Origin of the sequence: Streptomyces sp. NPDC058674, assembly GCF_042716505.1 — a bacterium.
In the GTDB taxonomy this organism is placed as follows: Bacteria; Actinomycetota; Actinomycetes; order Streptomycetales; family Streptomycetaceae; genus Streptomyces.
Window position 1 is genome coordinate 1 of record NZ_JBHXSC010000039.1, and the last position, 19,280, is coordinate 19,280.

Annotated in this window: 17 protein-coding genes and 2 tRNA genes; 7 read left to right on the plus strand and 12 right to left on the minus strand. The window is 74.0% G+C overall.

Going from position 1 to position 19,280, the window contains the following annotated elements:
• The 3 genes from ACFWU6_RS20500 to ACFWU6_RS20510 all read left to right on the plus strand — a co-directional run.
• Window positions 1-641 (plus strand): RNA polymerase sigma factor SigF (locus tag ACFWU6_RS20500; protein ID WP_383982327.1); only part of this gene is annotated, 641 nt, incomplete at its 5' end.
• Between the two features lie 230 nt (window positions 642-871).
• Entirely contained in the window at window positions 872-1,711 is an 840-nt protein-coding gene (locus tag ACFWU6_RS20505; protein WP_383799035.1) for an RNA polymerase sigma factor SigF, read from the plus strand.
• 58 nt (window positions 1,712-1,769) lie between these two features.
• Window positions 1,770-2,603: a hypothetical protein gene (locus ACFWU6_RS20510; protein WP_383982329.1), complete on the plus strand. Its 834-nt coding sequence runs from the start codon at window positions 1,770-1,772 to the stop codon at window positions 2,601-2,603.
• 88 nt (window positions 2,604-2,691) lie between these two features.
• Here ACFWU6_RS20510 and ACFWU6_RS20515 read toward each other — a convergent pair whose 3' ends face one another.
• On the minus strand, window positions 2,692-2,928 hold the full coding sequence (locus ACFWU6_RS20515) for a hypothetical protein (RefSeq protein ID WP_383982331.1): 237 nt from the start codon (window positions 2,926-2,928) through the stop codon (window positions 2,692-2,694).
• A 103-nt stretch (window positions 2,929-3,031) separates the two neighbouring features.
• Here ACFWU6_RS20515 and ACFWU6_RS20520 point away from each other — a divergent pair, with 103 nt between their 5' ends.
• Both ACFWU6_RS20520 and ACFWU6_RS20525 read left to right on the plus strand, forming a co-directional pair.
• Window positions 3,032-3,484: a MarR family winged helix-turn-helix transcriptional regulator gene (locus ACFWU6_RS20520; protein ID WP_383799184.1), complete on the plus strand. Its 453-nt coding sequence runs from the start codon at window positions 3,032-3,034 to the stop codon at window positions 3,482-3,484.
• A gap of 14 nt (window positions 3,485-3,498) precedes the next feature.
• Window positions 3,499-5,142, plus strand: a complete 1,644-nt coding sequence (locus ACFWU6_RS20525) for an MDR family MFS transporter (RefSeq protein WP_383982333.1) — start codon at window positions 3,499-3,501, stop codon at window positions 5,140-5,142.
• Between the two features lie 134 nt (window positions 5,143-5,276).
• Here the strand turns inward: ACFWU6_RS20525 and ACFWU6_RS20530 are convergent, their stop codons facing one another.
• From ACFWU6_RS20530 to ACFWU6_RS20580, 11 genes are all read right to left on the minus strand, one after another.
• Window positions 5,277-7,490, minus strand: coding sequence for an ArnT family glycosyltransferase (locus ACFWU6_RS20530; RefSeq protein ID WP_383982335.1), 2,214 nt, complete (start codon window positions 7,488-7,490; stop codon window positions 5,277-5,279).
• Window positions 7,487-8,761 (minus strand): glycosyltransferase, encoded by a 1,275-nt coding sequence (locus tag ACFWU6_RS20535; RefSeq protein WP_383982337.1) that lies wholly within the window; start codon window positions 8,759-8,761, stop codon window positions 7,487-7,489. Before ACFWU6_RS20535 ends, ACFWU6_RS20530 begins: the two co-directional genes overlap by 4 nt.
• 25 nt (window positions 8,762-8,786) lie before the next feature.
• Window positions 8,787-10,349 (minus strand): sensor histidine kinase, encoded by a 1,563-nt coding sequence (locus ACFWU6_RS20540; RefSeq protein ID WP_383982339.1) that lies wholly within the window; start codon window positions 10,347-10,349, stop codon window positions 8,787-8,789.
• A gap of 164 nt (window positions 10,350-10,513) precedes the next feature.
• Window positions 10,514-11,281, minus strand: coding sequence for a response regulator transcription factor (locus tag ACFWU6_RS20545; RefSeq protein WP_383799015.1), 768 nt, complete (start codon window positions 11,279-11,281; stop codon window positions 10,514-10,516).
• 72 nt (window positions 11,282-11,353) lie between these two features.
• Window positions 11,354-12,235, minus strand: coding sequence for an amidohydrolase family protein (locus tag ACFWU6_RS20550; RefSeq protein WP_383799013.1), 882 nt, complete (start codon window positions 12,233-12,235; stop codon window positions 11,354-11,356).
• Window positions 12,219-12,557, minus strand: coding sequence for an antibiotic biosynthesis monooxygenase family protein (locus tag ACFWU6_RS20555; protein WP_383982341.1), 339 nt, complete (start codon window positions 12,555-12,557; stop codon window positions 12,219-12,221). Before ACFWU6_RS20555 ends, ACFWU6_RS20550 begins: the two co-directional genes overlap by 17 nt.
• A gap of 138 nt (window positions 12,558-12,695) precedes the next feature.
• On the minus strand, window positions 12,696-13,577 hold the full coding sequence (locus ACFWU6_RS20560; RefSeq protein ID WP_383982343.1) for a DUF2797 domain-containing protein: 882 nt from the start codon (window positions 13,575-13,577) through the stop codon (window positions 12,696-12,698).
• Window positions 13,574-14,008 (minus strand): Lrp/AsnC family transcriptional regulator, encoded by a 435-nt coding sequence (locus tag ACFWU6_RS20565; RefSeq protein ID WP_383982345.1) that lies wholly within the window; start codon window positions 14,006-14,008, stop codon window positions 13,574-13,576. Before ACFWU6_RS20565 ends, ACFWU6_RS20560 begins: the two co-directional genes overlap by 4 nt.
• A gap of 128 nt (window positions 14,009-14,136) precedes the next feature.
• On the minus strand, window positions 14,137-14,502 hold the full coding sequence (locus ACFWU6_RS20570) for a PH domain-containing protein (protein WP_383799001.1): 366 nt from the start codon (window positions 14,500-14,502) through the stop codon (window positions 14,137-14,139).
• A 201-nt stretch (window positions 14,503-14,703) separates the two neighbouring features.
• Window positions 14,704-14,776, minus strand: a tRNA-Arg gene (locus ACFWU6_RS20575).
• A gap of 226 nt (window positions 14,777-15,002) precedes the next feature.
• Window positions 15,003-15,093 (minus strand) — tRNA-Ser (locus ACFWU6_RS20580).
• Between the two features lie 185 nt (window positions 15,094-15,278).
• Between ACFWU6_RS20580 and ACFWU6_RS20585 the strand changes: the two genes are divergently transcribed.
• On the plus strand, window positions 15,279-15,725 hold the full coding sequence (locus ACFWU6_RS20585) for an SSI family serine proteinase inhibitor (RefSeq protein WP_383798998.1): 447 nt from the start codon (window positions 15,279-15,281) through the stop codon (window positions 15,723-15,725).
• A gap of 119 nt (window positions 15,726-15,844) precedes the next feature.
• A complete protein-coding gene (locus ACFWU6_RS20590) occupies window positions 15,845-19,267 on the plus strand; it encodes a PAS domain-containing protein (RefSeq protein WP_383982347.1) in 3,423 nt (1,140 codons plus the stop codon).
• Window positions 19,268-19,280 lie beyond the last annotated feature (13 nt).

Here is a 19,280-nt window from a genome sequence, read left to right on the forward strand (position 1 = left end):
TCCGGTACGCGGCCGCCCGCTTCCGCAGCCGCAACGAGCCGATGGAGGACGTGGTCCAGGTCGGCACCATCGGCCTGATCAACGCCATCGACCGGTTCGACCCGGAGCGCGGCGTGCAGTTCCCGACCTTCGCGATGCCCACCGTCGTGGGCGAGATCAAGCGGTATTTCCGCGACAACGTCCGCACGGTCCACGTGCCGCGCCGCCTCCACGAGCTGTGGGTGCAGGTGAACGCCGCCACCGAGGACCTCACCACCCTCCACGGCCGCACGCCGACCACCTCCGAGATCGCCGAGCGGCTGCGCATCACCGAGGACGAGGTGCTCTCCTGCATCGAGGCGGGCCGCAGCTACCACGCCACCTCGCTGGAGGCCGCCCAGGAGGGCGACGGCATGCCGGGACTGCTGGACCGCCTCGGCTACGAGGACCCCGAGCTGGCCGGCGTGGAGCACCGCGACCTCGTCCGCCACCTCCTCGTCCAGCTGCCCGAGCGCGAACAGCGCATCCTGCTCCTGCGGTACTACAACAACCTGACGCAGTCGCAGATCAGCGCCGAGCTCGGCGTCTCCCAGATGCACGTGTCCCGGCTGCTCGCCCGGAGTTTCGCCCGACTGAGATCCGCAAACAGGATCGAGGCGTAACCGGAACGAGTGGAGATCATTCACGCGTTTCCCGACAGAACGGGCCAACCCCCTCCCGACCCCCTCTGTCGCTGGAGATATATGTCGACTTGGCGCTACAGCGTGTTGCCGACATGTGACATTCTGCTTGAACCGCGTTTGCCGCAGCCCCGCCTCCGGTATTCAGGTGGAGGCTGCGTTCCTCCGACGGGCGCGCCGTACGCGACCGTCCGCGACCTCAAGGGGGTGGCATGTCCGTAGACCAGGGCAGCTCCAAGGTGCTCACGCTCGTCAAGAGCCCGGCACCGGCCGTGTCCGACCGCTCGGAAGCCATCGACACCCGCACCCTGTCCCGCGCCCTCTTCCTGCGCCTCGCCGGCCTGGACGCGGACAGCCCGGACCGGGTGTACGTGCGCGACACCCTGATCGAGCTGAACCTGCCGCTCGTGCGGTACGCCGCGGCCCGGTTCCGCAGCCGCAACGAGCCGATGGAGGACATCGTCCAGGTCGGCACGATCGGCCTGATCAAGGCCATCGACCGGTTCGACTGCGAACGCGGTGTGGAGTTCCCGACCTTCGCGATGCCGACCGTCGTGGGCGAGATCAAACGATTCTTTCGGGACACCTCCTGGTCCGTCCGCGTCCCGCGCAGGCTCCAGGAGCTGCGCCTCGCGCTGACGAAGGCCAGCGACGAGCTGGCCCAGAAGCTGGACCGCTCGCCGACCGTGCCGGAGCTCGCCGCCGTGCTCGGGGTCTCGGAGGAGGACGTCGTCGACGGCCTCGCCGTCGGCAACGCCTACACCGCCTCCTCGCTCGACTCGCCCTCCCCCGAGGACGAGGGCGGCGAGGGCTCGCTCGCGGACCGCCTCGGCTACGAGGACAGCGCGCTCGAGGGCGTCGAGTACCGCGAGTCGCTCAAGCCCCTGCTCGCCAAGCTCCCGCCCCGGGAACGTCAGATCATCATGCTGCGGTTCTTCGCGAACATGACGCAGTCGCAGATCGGCGAGGAGGTCGGCATCTCCCAGATGCACGTCTCCCGGCTGCTGACCCGCACCCTCGCGCAACTGCGCGTCGGCCTCATCGGCGAGTAGCCGCCGAAACCGCTCCCGCCGGGTTCCCAATTGACGGGGCGTCAGCAAAACTGGCGCGATGCGAAAGGGATCCCGCGCGGTCGCTCTGCTCACCCTGTGCTGCTGCACGTCCGCCGTCGGCCTCACCGGCTGCGGCGGCCCGGCACCGGACGGCTACGTCGCCGTGGGGCCCGCGGCCCCGGGCCCCGAACGGGGCGCGGGGGAGAAGGTGGCGCCGCAGGGCCCGGTCGAGTTCCAGCAGCTCGGCGGCCCCGCGACGGCGGCCGGCTCCGCCGTGTCGTCCCGTACGCCGCCCGATGCGGCGCAGGCCCGGCCGACGGGCGGCTCCGCCCGGGGCGGAGCGGTGTCCACCGCCCCCGGCGGCGCCGCAGCGGACCCCGGAAGCGCCCCGGGGCCCGGCCGCGCCACCACCCCGTCCGGCTCCTCCGGCGCGCCCGGCGGACGGCCCGGTTCCGCGACGCCGGCCACGCCACCGAGCGGCGCCCCGGGCGGTCCCGGCACGCCGGGCGCCCCCGCGACCCCGCCGGGCACGGGCCCCGGCACCAAGCCGGGCACCACACCGCCCGCCCCGCCGCCGCCGGCCACACCGGCACGGCTGACGCTCTCCACGCCGGCCAGGACGTCCGCGGCAGACCGCTGGTGCGAGCGGGTCACCGTGACCTTCACCAACACCGGTACCACCGCAGCCCGTTCGGGCACGGTCTCGTTCGCGACGCACATCATCGGCGCCCTCGGCGTCGACTGGGCCACGATCACCACCACCCAGCCGCTGCCCGGCCCGCTGGCGGGCGGAGCCGTGAAGACGCATACCTACACCGTGTGCGTTCAAGCCTGGCGGGTCCCGCTGGGGATGCACGTGGAGACCAGGAACGTCACGGCCAGCTGGAGTTGACCGCCCGGACCCGCGGGCCCGCCGGCCTCCGGCTCCCCCGGGCCCGGGGGAGACCCGTACCGCCCGGGGGAGACCCGTACCGGCCCGGTCAGCGCAGGACGAACCAGAGGGCGGCGCCGAGGACGAGCAGCAGGCCGAGGGCCAGGCCCAGGCGCGCGAGCTTCTTCGAGCCGGACCGCTGCTGATCCGCCCGGCGCTGCTGCCGGGCTCCGGGGCCCGACTGCCTGACCGGCGCGGCCTCCTCGACGAAGGCCCGGAACATCTGAGTGCTGCCCGCCGGGTCGTAGTTGCCCTCGGGGCCCTGTGAGTTGTGGTTCGCAGCCATGGAGCAGGACCCTAGCCGGTTTTCCGATTCCTTTACCGCCCCACCCCCCGAATTCATTTGCCTGTAGCAACCATCCGCTTCTATGGTTGCTCTAAGCAACAAGATGGGGGGACGTCCGGTGACCGCTCCGACCGCTCGGAACACCGCCACCCGGTACGAGGAACTGGCCCGCCAGCTCTCCGGGATCGGCGCGGTCAAGCGCGACCTCGCCCGGATACTGCCCCCGGACTGCCCGGCGGGCGCCGCCGCCGTCCTCACCGTCCTCGACCGGCACGGCGAGATGCGGCTGAGCCGGCTGGCGGCGTTCATGGCCATCGACGTCTCCGTGACCAGCCGGCACGTGGCACACGTCGCCGACCGGGGCTGGATCGACCGCGAGACCGACCCGGGCGACGCCCGCTGCCGCATCCTGCGCCTGACACCGGCCGGCCGGGCGCTCCTGAGCGAGCTCGGCGCCCGCTACCGGGAGGCGCTGGAGAAAGCGCTGGCCGACTGGTCCGCCGAGGACGTCGACGCACTCAACACCCTGCTGGCCCGACTCCGATCGAGCTTCTAGACCGAAGGAAACACATGGCTACGACCACACCCACCGGTGTGCGCGGAGGCGACGGCCGGTCGGGAACGACGCCCGACGACACGTCCATGACCCACGCGCAGATCATGAGGGCGCTGTCCGGGCTGATGCTCGGCATGTTCGTGGCGATCCTGTCCTCCACGATCGTCTCCAACGCCCTGCCCCAGATCATCGGCGACCTCGGCGGCACCCAGTCCTCGTACACCTGGGTGGTGACCGCCGCCCTGCTCTCCATGACGGCGTCGACCCCGCTGTGGGGCAAGCTGTCCGACCTGTTCAGCAAGAAGCTGCTGGTCCAGATATCCCTCGTGATCTACGTCCTCGGCTCCGTGGTCGCGGGCCTGTCCCAGAACACCGGCACGCTGATCGCCTGCCGCGTGGTCCAGGGCATCGGCGTCGGCGGCCTGTCCGCCCTCGCCCAGATCGTCATGGCCGCGATGATCTCCCCGCGCGAGCGCGGCCGGTACAGCGGCTACCTCGGCGCGGTCTTCGCCGTCGCCACCGTCGGCGGCCCCCTCCTCGGCGGCGTCATCACCGACACCTCCTGGCTCGGCTGGCGCTGGTGCTTCTACGTCGGCGTGCCCTTCGCGGTCATCGCCCTGATCGTGCTCCAGAAGACCCTGAAGCTGCCGGTGGTGCGCCGCGACGTCAGGGTCGACTGGCCGGGCGCCCTCCTGATCAGCGGGGCCGTCTCGCTGCTGCTCATCTGGGTCACCCAGGCCGGCGACTCCTACGCGTGGGTCTCCTGGCAGACCTGGGCGATGACCGGCGGCGCCGTCGCGCTGGGCCTGCTCTTCGTCCTCGTCGAGTCCCGCGCGAGCGACCCGATCATCCCGCTGCGGCTGTTCCGCAACAAGACCATCACCCTCGCCTCCGCGGCCTCGCTGTTCGTGGGCGTCGCGATGTTCTCCGGGACGGTGTTTTTCAGCCAGTTCTTCCAGTTGGCCCGCGGTGAGTCCCCCACGATGTCCGGAGTCCTCACGATTCCGATGATCGCCGGGCTCTTCGTCTCCTCCACCGCTTCCGGTCAGGTGATCACCAAGACCGGCCGCTGGAAGGCCTGGCTCATCGGCGGCGGCGTGCTCCTGACGGCCGGACTCGGCCTGCTGGGCACCCTGCGGTACGACACCCCGTACTGGCACATCGCGATCTACATGGCGCTGACCGGCCTCGGCCTCGGCATGATGATGCAGAACCTCGTCCTCGCGACCCAGAACCAGGTCGCCCCCGAGGACCTCGGCGCGGCCAGTTCCGTCGTCACCTTCTTCCGCTCGCTCGGCGGCGCCATGGGCGTCTCCGCGCTGGGAGCGGTCATGGCCAACCGGGTCACCCACTACGTCCAGGACGGCCTCGCCGCCCTCGGCCCGAAGGCCGCGGCCATGGGGCACGGCGGCACCGCCGGGGGCGGCATCCCCGACCTCGACAAGCTGCCCGCGCCCTTCCGCGAGGTCGTCGAGTCCGCGTACGGGCACGGCGTCGGCGACGTCTTCCTGTACGCGGCCCCGTTCGCGCTCCTCGGACTGGTGCTGGTGCTGTTCATCAAGGAGGTCGCCCTGCAGTCGAAGCCCGCAGCCCATGCTCCGGCCGCCGCCGGAGCGCCTGGAGCCACCACTCCGGCCGAGGCCTCCGCCGCGGTCTGACCGCGGACGCCCGGATCGGCCGAGACCGCCGCCCGACCCGGATCGGTGCGGCGGCCTCCGCTTCGGCTGCGGCGAGCGGCCCGCCGCGAACCGGCGCGCCCGGTCCGCCGGAGCGGGGTCGGACGGCCGGCCCGTCAGGACGCGGCGGACACCGGCGCCGTCAGGTCGTAGAAGGTGGCTCCGCCGATGGTCGTCGGCTCGAAGGTGGCCTTGACCCAGGTCTCGATGGCGGTCCCGGTGGCGCCCGATGGCCCCCCGCCGGCGCCGCCGCGGACGCGGCTCTCGCCGCCACCCCCCTGCCTGCCGCCGGCCGCGGCGCCGTCCGCGCCTGCCGGGGCGATGAACCAGTGGATCTTCCCGGCCTTCACGTACTCCCGGAACCGCTCCAGGGTCGGCGAGGGGTCGCTGCCGTTGAACCCGCCGATCGCCATCACGGGCGAGCCCGAGGCCAGCTGGTAGCCCGCCGCGTTCTGCGAGCCGATGGCGGCCGCCACCCAGGTGTACTTCCCGGCGTCGGCGCGCAGGGCCGCGGCGGCCTCGGCCCCGACCCGGGTGCCGCCCAGCAGGCCGCCGGGACCGCCCAGGCCGCCGCCCGCCCGCCCGAGGCCACCGCCGGGGCCGGCCTGGCCGCCTTGGCCGCCTTGGCCGCCTTGGCCGCCCGGCACCGGGCGGCCCGTACCGCCCTGCGGGGCGCCCCCGGGCGTCGGCGCACCCGCGCCGCCGGTCGCGCCGGGACCCCCCGGGCCCCGCTCCGCGCCGGGGGCGAACCGCATCGCGCCGCCCGGTCCGCCCCGGCCTCCCGCCACCGCCGGGCCGGCGGTCACGATGGAGCCCGTGTGCGCCGTTCCCACGGTGGTCATGCAGTACGCGAACGGCCCGGCCAGGGACGCCGCCAGCCCCAGCGCGGCCACCGCCGGCAGCATCCGCCGCCCGAACCGCATGGCCAACGGCAGCGCGACCGCCGCGAGCAGCCCGGCCACCAGCACCGCCCAGCGCAGCCACGGCAGATAGCCCGTGGCCCGGCCGAGCAGCACGTACGACCACAACGCGGTCAAGGCCAGCACCCCGGACAGGGTGAGCGCGGCGGCCGGGGCGCCCCGTTCCTCCCACAGCACGGAGGCGCCCATGCCGATCAGCGCGGCCGCGAACGGCGCCAGGGCCACCGTGTAGTACTCGTGGAAGATGCCCTGCATGTAGCTGAAGACGAGCGCGGTGACCAGCAACGAGCCGCCCCAGGCCAGGAAGGCCGCCCGGGCCGTGCTCTCCAGGTTTCCGGTGGCCCGCGGGGCCCGCCGGGTCACCACCAGGCCCGCGACGAGCAGGACCAGGGCCGCCGGCAGCAGCCAGGAGATCTGTCCGCCGATGTTGGCCGAGAACAGCCGGTCGATGCCGGTCTCGCCCCAGCCGCCTCCCCCGCCCCCGCCGGGCCGGCCGCCGACGCTGCCGGTCTCGTTGCCGTTGATGCGGCCCAGTCCGTTGTAGCCGAGCGTCAGTTCCAGGAACGAGTTGGTCTGCGAGCCGCCGATGTACGGGCGCGATCCCGCCGGCCACAGCTCCACGACCGCCACCCACCAGCCACCCGCGACCACCATGGCTCCCGTCGCGAGCATCAGCTGGCCCAGGCGCCTGCGCAGCCGGGTGGGTGCGCAGACCGCGTACACGACGGCGAGCGGCGGCAGGATGACGAAGGCCTGCAGGGTCTTGGTGAGGAAGGCGAAGCCGACCGCGACGCCGGCCCACAGCAGCCAGCGGGTGTGCGCCCCCTCGAGGGCGCGCAGCACGCAGTACACGGTGGCCGTCAGCAGCAGCGTCAGCAGCGCGTCGGGGTTGTTGAAGCGGAACATCAGCGCCGCCACCGGGGTGAGCGCGAAGGCGGCCCCGCTCAGCAGCGCGGCCCCCGGCCCGAACTGGCGCCGTACGGCCGCGTACAGGACTGCGGTGGTCGCCACACCCATCAGCGCCTGGGGTACGAGGACCTGCCAGGCCCCGAGCCCGAACAGCCGGACCGACAGCATCATCGGCCACAGGGCGGCGGGGGGCTTGTCGACGGTGATGGAGTTCCCCGCGTCCGAGGACCCGAAGAAGAAGGCCTTCCAGCTCTCGGCGCCCGCCTGGACGGCTGCCGAGTAGAAGGAGTTGGCGTAGCCGGAGGCGCCCAGGTCCCACAGGAGCAGGACGGCCGTGGCGATCAGGAGCCCGGCGAGGGCCGGGCGCTCCCAGCGCGGGCGGTCGGCGGCGGCGCGCACCGCGGCCGCCGGGACGGGCGCGTCGGGCGCGTCGGGCGCGCCGGGCGCGCCGGGCACGTCGGGCACGCCGGGCGAAAGGGGCGGAAATGCGGCCGTGGTCATCGGCTGTCCTTGGGCGTAGGGGTGTCGGGGCCGCGCCGGTCGGGGAAGACCCAGGCGCGGAAGAGCAGGAACCGCAGCACGGTGGCGGCGAGGTTGGCGGTGATGAGGACGGCCAGCTCGGTGGTGTGCGCGGGCCGGGCCGCTGCCGCACCGAGGGCCGCGAGCGAGCCGCTGGTCAGGGCCAGTCCGATGGCGAACACCACCAGGCCCTGGGCTTGGTGGCGCAGGGCCCGCTCGCGGCCGCGGACGCCGAAGGTGAGCCGCCGGTTGGCGGCGGTGTTGGCGACGGCGGAGAGCAGCAGGGCCGCGCCGTTGGCGACCTGCGGGCCGGTCCCGGTGCGGAAGGCCGAGTACAGCAGCAGGTAGAGCAGGGTGGACAGCGCTCCGACGGCGCAGAAGCCGAGGAGCTGTCGGGTCAGCCCGCCGTCCACCCCGGACAGGGCGCCGCGGTCGCGCGGGTCGTCGCCGAAGGGGCGGGCCAGCCGGTCCAGCGGCAGGGCGCCGACGGCCAGCGCGCGGCCCACCCGCCAGACGCCCTTGAGGTCCTCGGTGGCGGTCCGCACGATGTGGACGGTGGAATCGGGGTCGTCGACCCAGTCCACCGGCACTTCGTGGATGCGCAGCCCGGCCCGCTCGGCGAGCACCAGCAGCTCGGTGTCGAAGAACCAGCCCGAGTCCTCGACCAGCGGCAGGAGCCGCTCGGCGACCTCGCGGCGGATGGCCTTGAACCCGCACTGGGCATCACTGAATCCGGCGGCGAGCGAGGAGCGCAGCAGGAGGTTGTAGGCGCGCGAGACGAACTCCCGCTTCGCCCCCCGCACCACCCGGGAGGAGTGGGCGAGGCGGGTGCCGATGGCGAGGTCGGAGTGCCCGGAGATCAGCGGGGCCACCAGCGGCAGCAGGGCGTTGAGGTCGGTGGAGAGGTCCACGTCCATGTACGCGAGGACGGGCGCGTCGGAGCCCGACCAGACGGTGCGCAGCGCCCTGCCCCGGCCCTTCGCCTCCAGCCTGGTGCTCCGTACGCCGTCCAGGGCGGCGGTGAGGCCGGCCGCGATCTCCGGGGTCCGGTCGGTGCTGGCGTTGTCGGCGACCGTGATCCGGAACGGGTACGGGAACGTACGGGTGAGGTGCTCGTGCAGCCTGCGCACGCACGGGCCGAGGTCTTTCTCCTCGTTGAAGACCGGTATCACCACGTCGAGGACGGGCTCGCCGGGCACGGGCGCGAGGTGCGCCCGTGCCGGAAGGGCCCCGGGAGAGGCGTCGGTTGGCATGAACCGACTCTCGCGGGGCGCCCTGTCACCGTCGTGTGGTGAGCCTGTGGCCCGTCTGTGAGTCCGTCGGGGTGTCCGCTCCGGCCGGCCCGCGCGGTGTGTCCGGCCCGCCGGGGCCGGCATCCACGCCCGGTCCGGCAGATGCGTCCCCTACGACATCCCCGTCCCGTCCGGCAGGGGTGTCCGGCGCGAGCGGCAGCAGGACCTCGAAGCAGGTCCGGCCCGGCTCGCTCGCCACGCCGACCCGCCCCCCGTGCGCCGCGACCACGGCCTGGACGATGGCGAGGCCGAGGCCGGTGGAGCCCGCGGCCCGGGAGCGGGAGGCGTCGCCGCGGGCGAAGCGCTCGAAGACGCGGGGGAGCAACTCGGGCGGGATACCGGGCCCGTCGTCCTCGATGCGAAGCCGGACGGCGGATGTTTCACGTGAAACACCGGCGGTGACGGTGGTGCCGGGCGGGGTGTGGGTGCGGGCGTTGGCGAGCAGGTTGACCAGGACCTGCTGGAGGCGGGCCGGGTCGGCGCGGACCGTGGCGGGCTCGTCCGGCAGGCGCAGGCGCCAGTGGTGCTCCGGGCCGGCGGCCCGGGCGTCGCTGACGGCGTCGACGACGAGCGGAGCCAGGTCGGTGTCGGCGGCTCCGGTGGAGATCGGCCGGCCGGCGTCGAGCCGGGCGAGCAGGAGCAGGTCCTCCACCAGCCCGGTCATCCGTGTGGCCTCGGACTCGATGCGGCCCAGGGCGTGCCGGGTGTCGGGGCCCGGCTCCTCCCGGCCCCGCCGGGTCAGTTCCGCGTACCCGCGGATGGAGGCCAGCGGAGTGCGCAGCTCGTGACTGGCATCGGCGACGAACTGCCGGACCCGGGTCTCGCTCTGCTGGCGCGCGATCAGGGCGGAGGAGACGTGGCCCAGCATCCGGTTGAGCGCGGCGCCGACCTGGCCCACCTCGGTGCGGGGATCGGCCTCGGCGTCGGGGACCCGTTCGTGGAGCGCCGGTTCACCGCTGTGCAGCGGCAGCTCGGAGACCCGGGTGGCGGTGGCGGCGACCCGGCGCAGCGGGCGCAGGGCCACTGCGACCAGCGCCTGTCCGGCGAGGGAGGCGGCGATCAGCCCGGCCGCGGTGACGCACACCTCGACCCACACCAGGGTCCGCACGGTGGAGTCGAGCGTGTGCAGGGGGAAGCCCAGGACGAGGCTCCCGTCCGGGGCGGCCAGCACCCGGTACGCGCCGACCCCCGGCAGGTCCAGGTCCACAGCGGTGGCGCGGCCCGGTTCGGCCGGGCGTGCGGCTCCGGTGAGGACGGCGGTCTGGGCGGCGGTGAGGGACCGGCGGTTGCCCAGTTCGGGGTCCTCCGCGCGGACACTGCGCTCGGAACCGGCCACCGTGCCGTCGGAGCGGAAGCGGACTCCGACGGCGCCCAGCGGGGTGCCGGGGCCGAGGACGGACTCCCGGACCGGCCTGCCCGCGCCGGGCGGCCGGGCGGCCATGTCCACGGAGATCCGCAGTTGCTTGTCGAGCTGCTCGACCAGGTAGGAGCGCAGGGCGAGGGTGGTGACGGTGCCGATGGAGGCGCCCACCACAGCGATCAGCAGCACCGCCGAGACCACGAGCCGGGTCCGCAGCGACCAGGGCCGCCGCCGGGACCGGGGCGGACGGTGCGGGCGGTGCGGGCGGTGCGGGCTGCGGCGCGGCGGACGACCGGGGCCCGGCGAGCGGCCCGGTCGGGGCGGTCCGGCGGGCCGGGGCGGGCGCAGGGCCACTACTCGGCCGGCTTGATCAGGTAGCCGGCGCCCCGCCGGGTGTGGATCATCGAGGGCAGCCCGGGGCCGCTCTCCAGCTTGCGCCGCAGGTAGGAGATGTACAGCTCGACCACGTTGGCCTGGCCCCCGAAGTCGTACGACCACACCCGGTCCAGGATCTGCGCCTTGCTCAGCACCCGCCGCGGATTGCGCATCAGGTAGCGCAGCAGCTCGAACTCGGTGGCCGTCAGATGGATCTCCAGGCCGGCGCGGACCACCTCGTGGCTGTCCTCGTCGAGCCGGAGGTCGCCGACGACCAGCTCGGAGCCGCCGCGCGCGGCCTGCGCCGCCCCCGACCGCCGGACCAGGCCGCGCAGCCGGGCCACGACCTCCTCCAGGCTGAACGGCTTGGTGACGTAGTCGTCCCCGCCCGCGGTGAGGCCCGCGATCCGGTCCTCGACCGAGTCCTTGGCGGTCAGGAACAACACCGGTACCTGGGGGATCTCCCGGCGCAGCCGTCCGAGGACGGTTAGCCCGTCCATGTCGGGCAGCATGATGTCGAGGACCACCACGTCCGGCCGGAACTCCCGCGCGGCCCGGACCGCCGAGGCCCCGTCCCCGGCGCTGCGGACCTCGCAGCCCTCGTAGCGCAGGGCCATGGACAGCAGCTCGGACAGCGAGGCCTCGTCGTCGACGACGAGCACCCGGCAGGGCCCGCCGTCGGAGCGCACGAGGGCCGTGTGGCTGCTGGTGGACGTGGACGCGGGGGAGGTGGTCGTCGCAGTCATGCGACCACGCTGGACGGCGCCTCTGAGAGCGTTCTTGCGCCTGCCTGTGAATTCCCTGAGAAACGGCCGGACTCAGCCGGGGAGGCCGAACAGGCGGGCCCCGTTGTCGTGGCAGACCGCACGGAGCCAGGCGTCCCCCAGGCCGAGGCGTTCGAGCGCGAGGAGCTGGTGCTCGTACGGGTAGGGGATGTTCGGGAAGTCGGTGCCGAGCAGGATGCGGTCGCCGAGGTCCGCGAGCCGCCCCAGGGCGGCGGGTGGGAAGGCGCTGAGCCGTTCGGCGAAGTCGGTGAAGGCCATGGTGGTGTCGAGGCGGACCTCCGGGTACCGGTCGGCGAGGTCGAGGAAGTCGGCGTACTCGGGCATGCCCATGTGGGCGACGACCAGCGGCAGGCGCGGATGGCGGGCCAGCAGCCGGGCGATCGGCTCAGGGCCGGTGTGCTTGCCCGCAGCGGGCCCGGAGCCGCAGTGGATCACGATCGGCGTCCCGGCCTCGGCGAGCAGCCCCCAGACGGGGTCGAGCCGCACGTCGTTCGGGTCGTAGCCGCCGACCTGGAGGTGCGCCTTGAAGACGCGCGCCCCCGCCCCGAGCGCCTGGGCGACGTACGCGGCCACGCCCTCCTCCGGGAAGAAGGTCGCGGTGTGCAGGCAGTCGGGGGTCCGTGCGGCGAAACCGGCCGACCAGGCGTTGAGCCAGGCGGCCATCGCCGGCTTGTGCGGGTAGAGCATGGCGGTGAAGGCGCGTACCCCGAACTCCCGCAGCAGCGCGACCCGCTGCTCCTCTTCGTGGCGGTAGGTGATGGGCCACTCGACGCCCGTCAGGGGACCGACCGCGTCGAAGTAGTCCCACACCTTCGCCAGGACCCGCTCGGGCATGAAGTGCGTGTGGACGTCGACCAGTCCGGGCAGGCCGAGGCGGGCCCGGAAGGCGCGGACCGCCTCAGCCGTCGTGGGCAAAGCCGTGGCTCCGCTCGACGGTCGCGACGTGCAGGGTGTAGCTCTCGTACCAGCGGGCGCGCCCCTGCTCCATGGCCGCCCGGTGCTCCAGGTCCCGCCGCCACGCGGTGAGGGCGTCGTGGTCGCGGAAGTAGGCGACGGTGATGCCGAGGCCGCCGGGGGTGCGCGCGGACTCGTGTCCCAGGAGGCCCGGATTCGCGGCGACGAGCTCGTTCATTCGGGTGAGGGTCTCGGGGTAGCCGCTCTCGTCGGAGGTGCGGACGTGGGTGAACACGGCCATCAGATAGGGCGGTTCGAAGGCCGGGAGGGGTTGAACGGTCATGCCCCCACCCTCGGCGGTGGCCACCGGCCTGTCCACCGGAATCCGCCCCGCGCGGCCAAAGGGATCCAAGTCTTGACCATGGCCGCAGACGGAGGCGGCGCCGCAGACGGAGGCGGCACCTCAGACGGAGGCGGCGCCTCAGAACAAGCCGTCCTGCTCCACGGGAGCGCCGCCGGACGGGATCTCCACCGAGGGCGCGGCCGTCACCGCCGCCGGCTCCGGGACGGCCAGCTCCCAGCCCGCCAGCAGCCGGGAGTCCACCACGAGCCCGTCCGCGAGGTGCAGGTCGGGTCCTGCCGCCCCGGCCAGCACCCCGGCGACGACCGCACCCGGCACCATCCCGGTGAGGACCCGCACGGCGGGAGGAAGCCCGGCCAGCCCGAACGGCCCGGCATGGTCGACGACTTCGCACGCCATCCGCTCCAGCGACTGCGGCCACCCCGGGAGGGCGGCCGCCCGGGCGTGCAGCTCGGCGACCTCGCCGAGGCGGTCCGCGGCGGGCGGCAGGGCGGTCCGTACGGCACGCTTGCGGGCGTACGCGATCCGGTCGGGCACCCCGAGGGCGGCCCGCAGCAGCTCCTCGGTGCGCCGGGCGGCCATCAGCGGCCCGCGTCCCAGCCAGGCCCAGGCCACCGCCCCCTGCTCCAGCAACCGGGCGGAGCCGCGCTCCTCGGCGGTGATGCCGACCTTGACGAGACCGGGCCCGAACCACGCCAGGTAGACCCGGTAGGTGCGCGGATCGGCCGCGTTGGTGTCCGCGGCCACCGAGAACGACCGGTCCAGGCGCGCGCATTCGGGGCACTGGGCGCTCGCGGTCCGCCCGGACACGGCGGCGCGCACGGGACAGGGTGTCCGCTTGCCGGCCCTGCGCACGCCCGGGCAGCGCCGCTCCCCGCGCGCGACGAAGGCCAGCCGCTGACCGTAGACGAGCGCGCCGGCCCGCTCCCCGCGCCCCTCCCCGTACCACCCGACGACCGGACGGCCCCCGCTCCACCGGAGGCCGGTGCACCACCAGGTCACAGCGGCAGGGGGCGCTCGAAGAAGGTGTCCAGGACGACGGTGGCGTGCGTCCCGCTGACTCCGTCGATCGCGTAGAGACGGCGGAGCACGTCCTGCAGCTGCCCGGTCGAGGCGGTCCGCACCTTGACCATCACCGAGGAGCTGCCGGCGATGATGTGCGCCTCCTGGATCTCGGGGATCGCCGCGAAGTCCTCCCCGCGCTCCCCCATCCAGGCGTGGGAGTCGACCATCACGTAGGCCAGCACCCCGCTGCCGACCGCGGCAGGGTCGACGTCGACGGTGGTCCGCCGGATCACCCCGCGCTCGCGCAGTTTGCGCACCCGCTCGTGGGTCGCCCCGGCCGAGAGCCCCACGGCGGCGCCGAGGGCGGCGTACGACTGGCCCGCGTCCTGCTGCAGGCGCAGGACGAGTGCCCGGTCGATGTCGTCCACGCCGTCTCCCTCCCATGGGCCCGTCGACCCTCGCAGGGACAGTATCCGGTCCTGCCATCCCGCCATCGGCCCGAACGCCATTCGAACGGGTAGGAGGGACTGCGGACCGGAGCAGGGGACTCCTGCCGCTACCGTGCGACGAACTGCGTCAGGACCGCCTGCACCTCGTAGATGTCGACCCCCTTGGTGAACGTCTTCTCGATCGGCGTCGGGCTGCCGGATATCCAGATCTTCAGCTCGGCGTCGAGATCGAAGTGGCCGGCCGTCTCCACCGAGAAGTGGGTGATGCTGCGGTAGGGGACGGAGTGGTACTCCACCTTCTTGCCCGTGAGCCCCTGCTTGTCGATCAGCACCAGCCGCCGGTCGGTGAACAGGATGGTGTCCCGGATCAGCAGGTAGGCGGCGTGCACCTGCTCGCCCTGACCCAGCAGCCGCGCATAGTCCCGCTGCGCGGCCACGGGGTCGACGGTGTGCGCATTCCCGAACAGTCCCACGGGTTCCCCCTTGTGCCGATTTCGAACGATCTTCGAAACCGTACCGGGGCCCCTGGGGGACGACATCCCCCGCCAGGGCCATCCCGCCCCCCACATCCCCCGGGGTACGCCTCCCCACCAAGGAGGAGGACCACCCCACCCGGAAGCCGAGGACGGACAACGCAAAAGACCCCCCGGCGAACCGGGGGGCCTTTTCGGCTGTGCACTCGGCAGGATTCGAACCTGCAACCTTCTGATCCGTAGTCAGATGCTCTATCCGTTAAGCTACGAGTGCTTGGCTTGCTGGGGTTTTGCGCCCCGTTGGCCTTGCGAGAACAACAATACATGGACCTCGCCGGGACGCGAAATCCATTAGCCAAACCATGCCTGACCTGGGAAAACACCTCCGAAGAAGATCATCCGCTCGGGTCCGGACGGCTCGCACACACGTCGGGCAGCGCAGCGGTCGCGTCGGAAAACACCGAAGCCCCGGTCCATACGGACCGGGGCTTCGTGAGGTGCGGAGGCGGAGGGATTTGAACCCTCGATGGGGGGTAAGCCCCAAACCGCATTAGCAGTGCGGCGCCATAGACCGGACTAGGCGACGCCTCCAGCACACCCCCGCGTACGAAGGTGCGTGCAGATGATGACACAGCCGACGGGCCACTCACCAATCCGCTCCCACGGTACAAGGGCGCGCACCCGGAGGGCAAAGGCTTAGTACCCGGCGACACGCAACGTCGGAGCGTCTCCGTCGTTGGTCATCCGTACGTCGTACGGACGACCTGGAGTGCCCCATGCTGCGTCTCGCCGCCTTCGCCGTCACCTCCGCCCTGGCCGCCGCGGCGGCCGGGCCGCTGCCCCCGCTGCCCCCGCTCCCCCTGGGGCGGCTGCTGACGGCACCGGCCCCGGCCCCCGACCGCCTCACCATCGCCATGGCCGACACCGGCAACCGGCAGTTGGACCGCGAGTACCGGCTCGAATGCGACCCCGCCGGAGGCGACCACCCCCAGGCCGAGCAGGCCTGCGCCCGGCTGGACCGGCTCGCCGCGGAACGGAGGGACCCCTTCGCCCCCGTGTCCGACCGGCAGGTCTGCTCCCTCCAGTACGGCGGCCCGGCCACCGCCCGGATCACCGGCACCTGGGAGGGCCGCACGGTGGACGCGACCTTCCGGCGGACCAACGGATGCGAAATCAACCGCTGGGACGAGTTGGAACCTCTGCTTCCGAGTGGGCGTTCCTGACCTGGGAGGATGCGCGGAATGTGCGGTATCCACCGCACATCGGCCACCCCGCCGCGGGGCGGTGCCCTTAGACTCCTCCCGTGACTTGCCGGTAGTTGTGGTCAGGGAGGAAGCTCGTCGTGAGCAGCAGGCCATCCCGAGGCGCTGCTCGCCTCGCAGCAATACTCGACGCTCTTCCGGACGCGCTGTTGCTCGTCAACGCCAACGGCACGGTCGTCAACGCCAATTCGATCGCGCTCGAGGTCATGGAGAGCCCGGGGACCGGGCTCGTCGGCCGCGGCCTGCTCGACCTCCTGCCCGAGTTCGACTCCAAGCTGATCCCCGGCTCCATGCGCCGGCCCGGCGAGGAGGACGGCGGGCGGACCAAGCCCACGCGGATGACCGCGCGCCGCACCGACGGCAGCGAGTTCCCCGTCGAGGTCACCAGCGCCCATCTCGACGGCCGCGACGCCTACCGCGAGCCGCAACCCGCCTACACCGGCGACGAGCTCCTGATGCTGGTCGTACGCGACCTCTCCCAGACCGTGGACACCGAGGCCGAGCTGGCCCGCTCCCAGCGGCAGACCGAGATGATCCTGCGGGCCGCCGCCGAGGGCGTCGTCGGCACGGACACCGACGGCCGCGTGGTGCTGGTCAATCCGGCCGCCGCGCAGATCCTCGGCTACCGCGCCACCGACCTCGGCAACCGCGAACTGCACGGCCTGGTCCAGCACTCGCGCGCCGACGGCTCGCCCTTCCCCTTCGAGGAGTCCCCCCTCGCCGACACCCTGCGCAGCGGGCGCAAGCACCGCGTCCGCGGGCAGGTGCTGTGGAACAAGGCCGGGCAGCCGGTCGCCGTCGACCTCACCACGTCGCCCGTACGGGACGGGGAGCAGCTCGTCGGCGCCGTGATGACCTTCACCGACCGCCGCCCCTACGACGCCCTCGCGGCCCGTCACGCCCAGCTGCTGGCCGTCCTCGGGGAGTCCCTGCGCGGACCGCTGGACGAGCTCCGCGGGGAGCTGGCGACGCTGGCCGCCGACGACGCGGGACAGCTGTGGCCGGAGGCCAACCAGCTGCTGCACCACCTGGCGGCCGGGTACTCCCGGATGACCACCCTCGTGGACAACGTGCTCGGCTTCCAGCGCCTGGACTCCGGAAGCGACCGGCTCGGGAAGAAGAAGGTGCTGATCAACGACATCGTCGCGGCCGGCGTCGACGGCGCGGTCGAGTTGATCGGACCGGGGCGCGCGCAGTTCGCCGTCCACGCGCCGACCATCGAAGCCGAGGTGGACGCGGACCGCATCGCGACCGCCCTCGCCCATCTGGTCGCGGACGTGGCCGGGGTGGACGCCACCGGCAAGACCGCCCAGGGCAGCGGGTACGGCGACTCGACGATCGTGGTGGCCGCCGCGCAGCGCGGCGACGTCGTACGGATCGAGGTGCGCGGGCCGTACGAGGGCGGCAGCCCGGTGCACGAGCCGATCGTGCGGGGCATCGTGGCCGCGCACGGCGGTGTGCTCCAGACGGTGGAGGTGCCGGGCGCACCCGGCGGGGCCTACGTGCTGGAGCTTCCGCTGGGCGCGGGAGCCGGGACGGTGACCCTGCCCGAGCCTGCGGAGCCCGCGGCCGACGAGCCCGCGCCGAAGGGGCCCGTCGCGGCCCCCGGAGCGGCCGGACCCGGCGGACGGCGGGCCCGGCGCGGAGTGGACGCCTTCCTCGACGAGCCGGCCGGAGCCCCCGACGGCTCTGGCGCCCCCAGGGCGGAGGGCGGCGGCGCGCTGGCGCTGTCCTCCGGCCGCCGCCGGGGCGAGACCGACGGCGGGGCCGGCGGCGGCCCGGAGCTGGCGCAGTCGCCGGTGAACCCGGCGGGACTCGGTACCGGGCGCCGCCGCGGCCGCGACGGCGACGGCAGCGGCGGCAGCGGCGAGGGCGGTCAGGCCGGCTCCGGACTGCCCGTGCGTCCGGAGGGCACCGCGATGCCCGCGCTGCCGCCCGTGCCCGTGATGCCGACCGGGCCCGTGATGCCGACCGGGCCCGTGGTGCCGCCCGTGCCTCCGGCAGGGCCCATGCCTCCGGTACCGCCCGTGCCTCCGGTACCGCCCGTCCCGGTGACCGAGCACCCCGCGGGACGCCGCCGCACGCTGGGCGCGCCGGGCCCGGCCCGGCCGGGTGGCCCCGTGCCGGCGACCGGCCTCGGGCCGGCGGCCGCTCCCGGGCAGGCTCCCGCCCCCCGGCCCATCGCCCCCGAGGGAGGGTTCGCCCTGCCCGCCGGGCCCACCCCGGCCCCCTCCGTACCGCAGAGCCCCGCCATGGCCGGTCCGGCCGCCGCTCCCGCCGAGGCCGACGCCGACGGTCCCGCCGGGCGGCGCGGCCGCCGGGTGCTGGGCGCTCCCGCCGCCGAGCCCGAGGCCGCCGACGCGCTGCCCGCCGGGGGCGCGGAGGAAGCCGTACAGCCGACCGGACGACGGAGGGGGCTGCCGGCCGCGCCGGCCTGGCCCGTTCCGGCCGCCCGGACGGCTCCCGAGGACGACGGGGTCTCCGGACCGGCCGCGGTCCCCGGGGCCCGGCAGTCGCAGGACACCCCGGCCGAGGGCTTGGCCGCCCAGCCGATCAGCGTGCGCGCCCTCGGCACCCTGGGCCAGGGCATCTCCGTGGACGCCACGGGTACGGGTTCGGGCCGCCGGCGGCGCCTCGCCGAGCCGGCGCCCCAGGGCCGCGCGTACGCCATAGGGGCTCCCGAAGCCGGCTCCGACGAGGGCCCCGAGCCGCTGGACGGGCCGGGCGGCGCCGTCGAGGTGGTCAACCGGCCCGTACCGCGCCCCGTGGACGACGAGCTTCCGCCGGAGCCCCTCGACAATCCGCGCCGTCTCCTGGTGTGGCCGGCGCCCGACGTGCAGACGCAGCAGGCCCTCAGCGACCGCGGCTACCGGCCGGTGATCGTGCACTCCCGCGAGGAGGTGGACGCGCAGATCGCCGCGTTCCCCGCCGCGCTGTTCGTGGACCCGCTGACCGGGCCGATCACCCGGACCGCCCTGCAGTCGCTGCGTCAGGCCGCTGTGGCCGCCGAGGTCCCCGTCCTGGTCACGGCCGGGCTCGGGCACGCCACGCGCGAGGCGGCCTACGGCGCGGACCCGGCGGTGCTGCTGAAGGCACTCGCGCCGCGCGACAGCGAGCAGCACCCCTCGCGGGTGCTGCTCATCGAGGAGCACGACGAGATCGCGACGGCGCTGACGGCCGCCCTGGAGCGGCGCGGTCTGCAGGTCGCCCGTGCGGGCGCCGACACCGACGCCGTGGAGCTGGCGACCCGGATGCGGCCCAACCTGGTGGTGATGGACCTGATGCAGGTGCGCCGCCGACGGGCCGGGATCGTGGACTGGCTGCGGGCGAACGGCCAGCTGAACCGCACCCCGCTGGTCGTCTACACGACGGCTGGCATCGAAGCGGCCGAACTGCCGCGGCTGGCCTCGGGGGAGAGCGTGCTCTTCCTGGCGGAGCGGGCCACGACCGCCGATGTGCAGGGCCGCATCGTGGACCTGCTGGCCAAGATCGGCACCAACTAGCCATCCTGGCCGG

What these genes read in the sequence shown, in the direction of transcription:
- ACFWU6_RS20505 (WP_383799035.1), top strand. Translation starts at nt 872, where the DNA reads ATGTCCGTAGACCAGGGCAGCTCCAAGGTGCTCACGCTCGTCAAGAGC.
- ACFWU6_RS20510 (WP_383982329.1), top strand. Translation starts at nt 1,770, where the DNA reads ATGCGAAAGGGATCCCGCGCGGTCGCTCTGCTCACCCTGTGCTGCTGC.
- ACFWU6_RS20515 (WP_383982331.1), bottom strand. Translation starts at nt 2,928, where the DNA reads ATGGCTGCGAACCACAACTCACAGGGCCCCGAGGGCAACTACGACCCG.
- ACFWU6_RS20520 (WP_383799184.1), top strand. Translation starts at nt 3,032, where the DNA reads ATGGGGGGACGTCCGGTGACCGCTCCGACCGCTCGGAACACCGCCACC.
- ACFWU6_RS20525 (WP_383982333.1), top strand. Translation starts at nt 3,499, where the DNA reads ATGGCTACGACCACACCCACCGGTGTGCGCGGAGGCGACGGCCGGTCG.
- ACFWU6_RS20530 (WP_383982335.1), bottom strand. Translation starts at nt 7,490, where the DNA reads ATGACCACGGCCGCATTTCCGCCCCTTTCGCCCGGCGTGCCCGACGTG.
- ACFWU6_RS20535 (WP_383982337.1), bottom strand. Translation starts at nt 8,761, where the DNA reads ATGCCAACCGACGCCTCTCCCGGGGCCCTTCCGGCACGGGCGCACCTC.
- ACFWU6_RS20545 (WP_383799015.1), bottom strand. Translation starts at nt 11,281, where the DNA reads ATGACTGCGACGACCACCTCCCCCGCGTCCACGTCCACCAGCAGCCAC.
- ACFWU6_RS20555 (WP_383982341.1), bottom strand. Translation starts at nt 12,557, where the DNA reads ATGACCGTTCAACCCCTCCCGGCCTTCGAACCGCCCTATCTGATGGCC.
- ACFWU6_RS20585 (WP_383798998.1), top strand. Translation starts at nt 15,279, where the DNA reads ATGCTGCGTCTCGCCGCCTTCGCCGTCACCTCCGCCCTGGCCGCCGCG.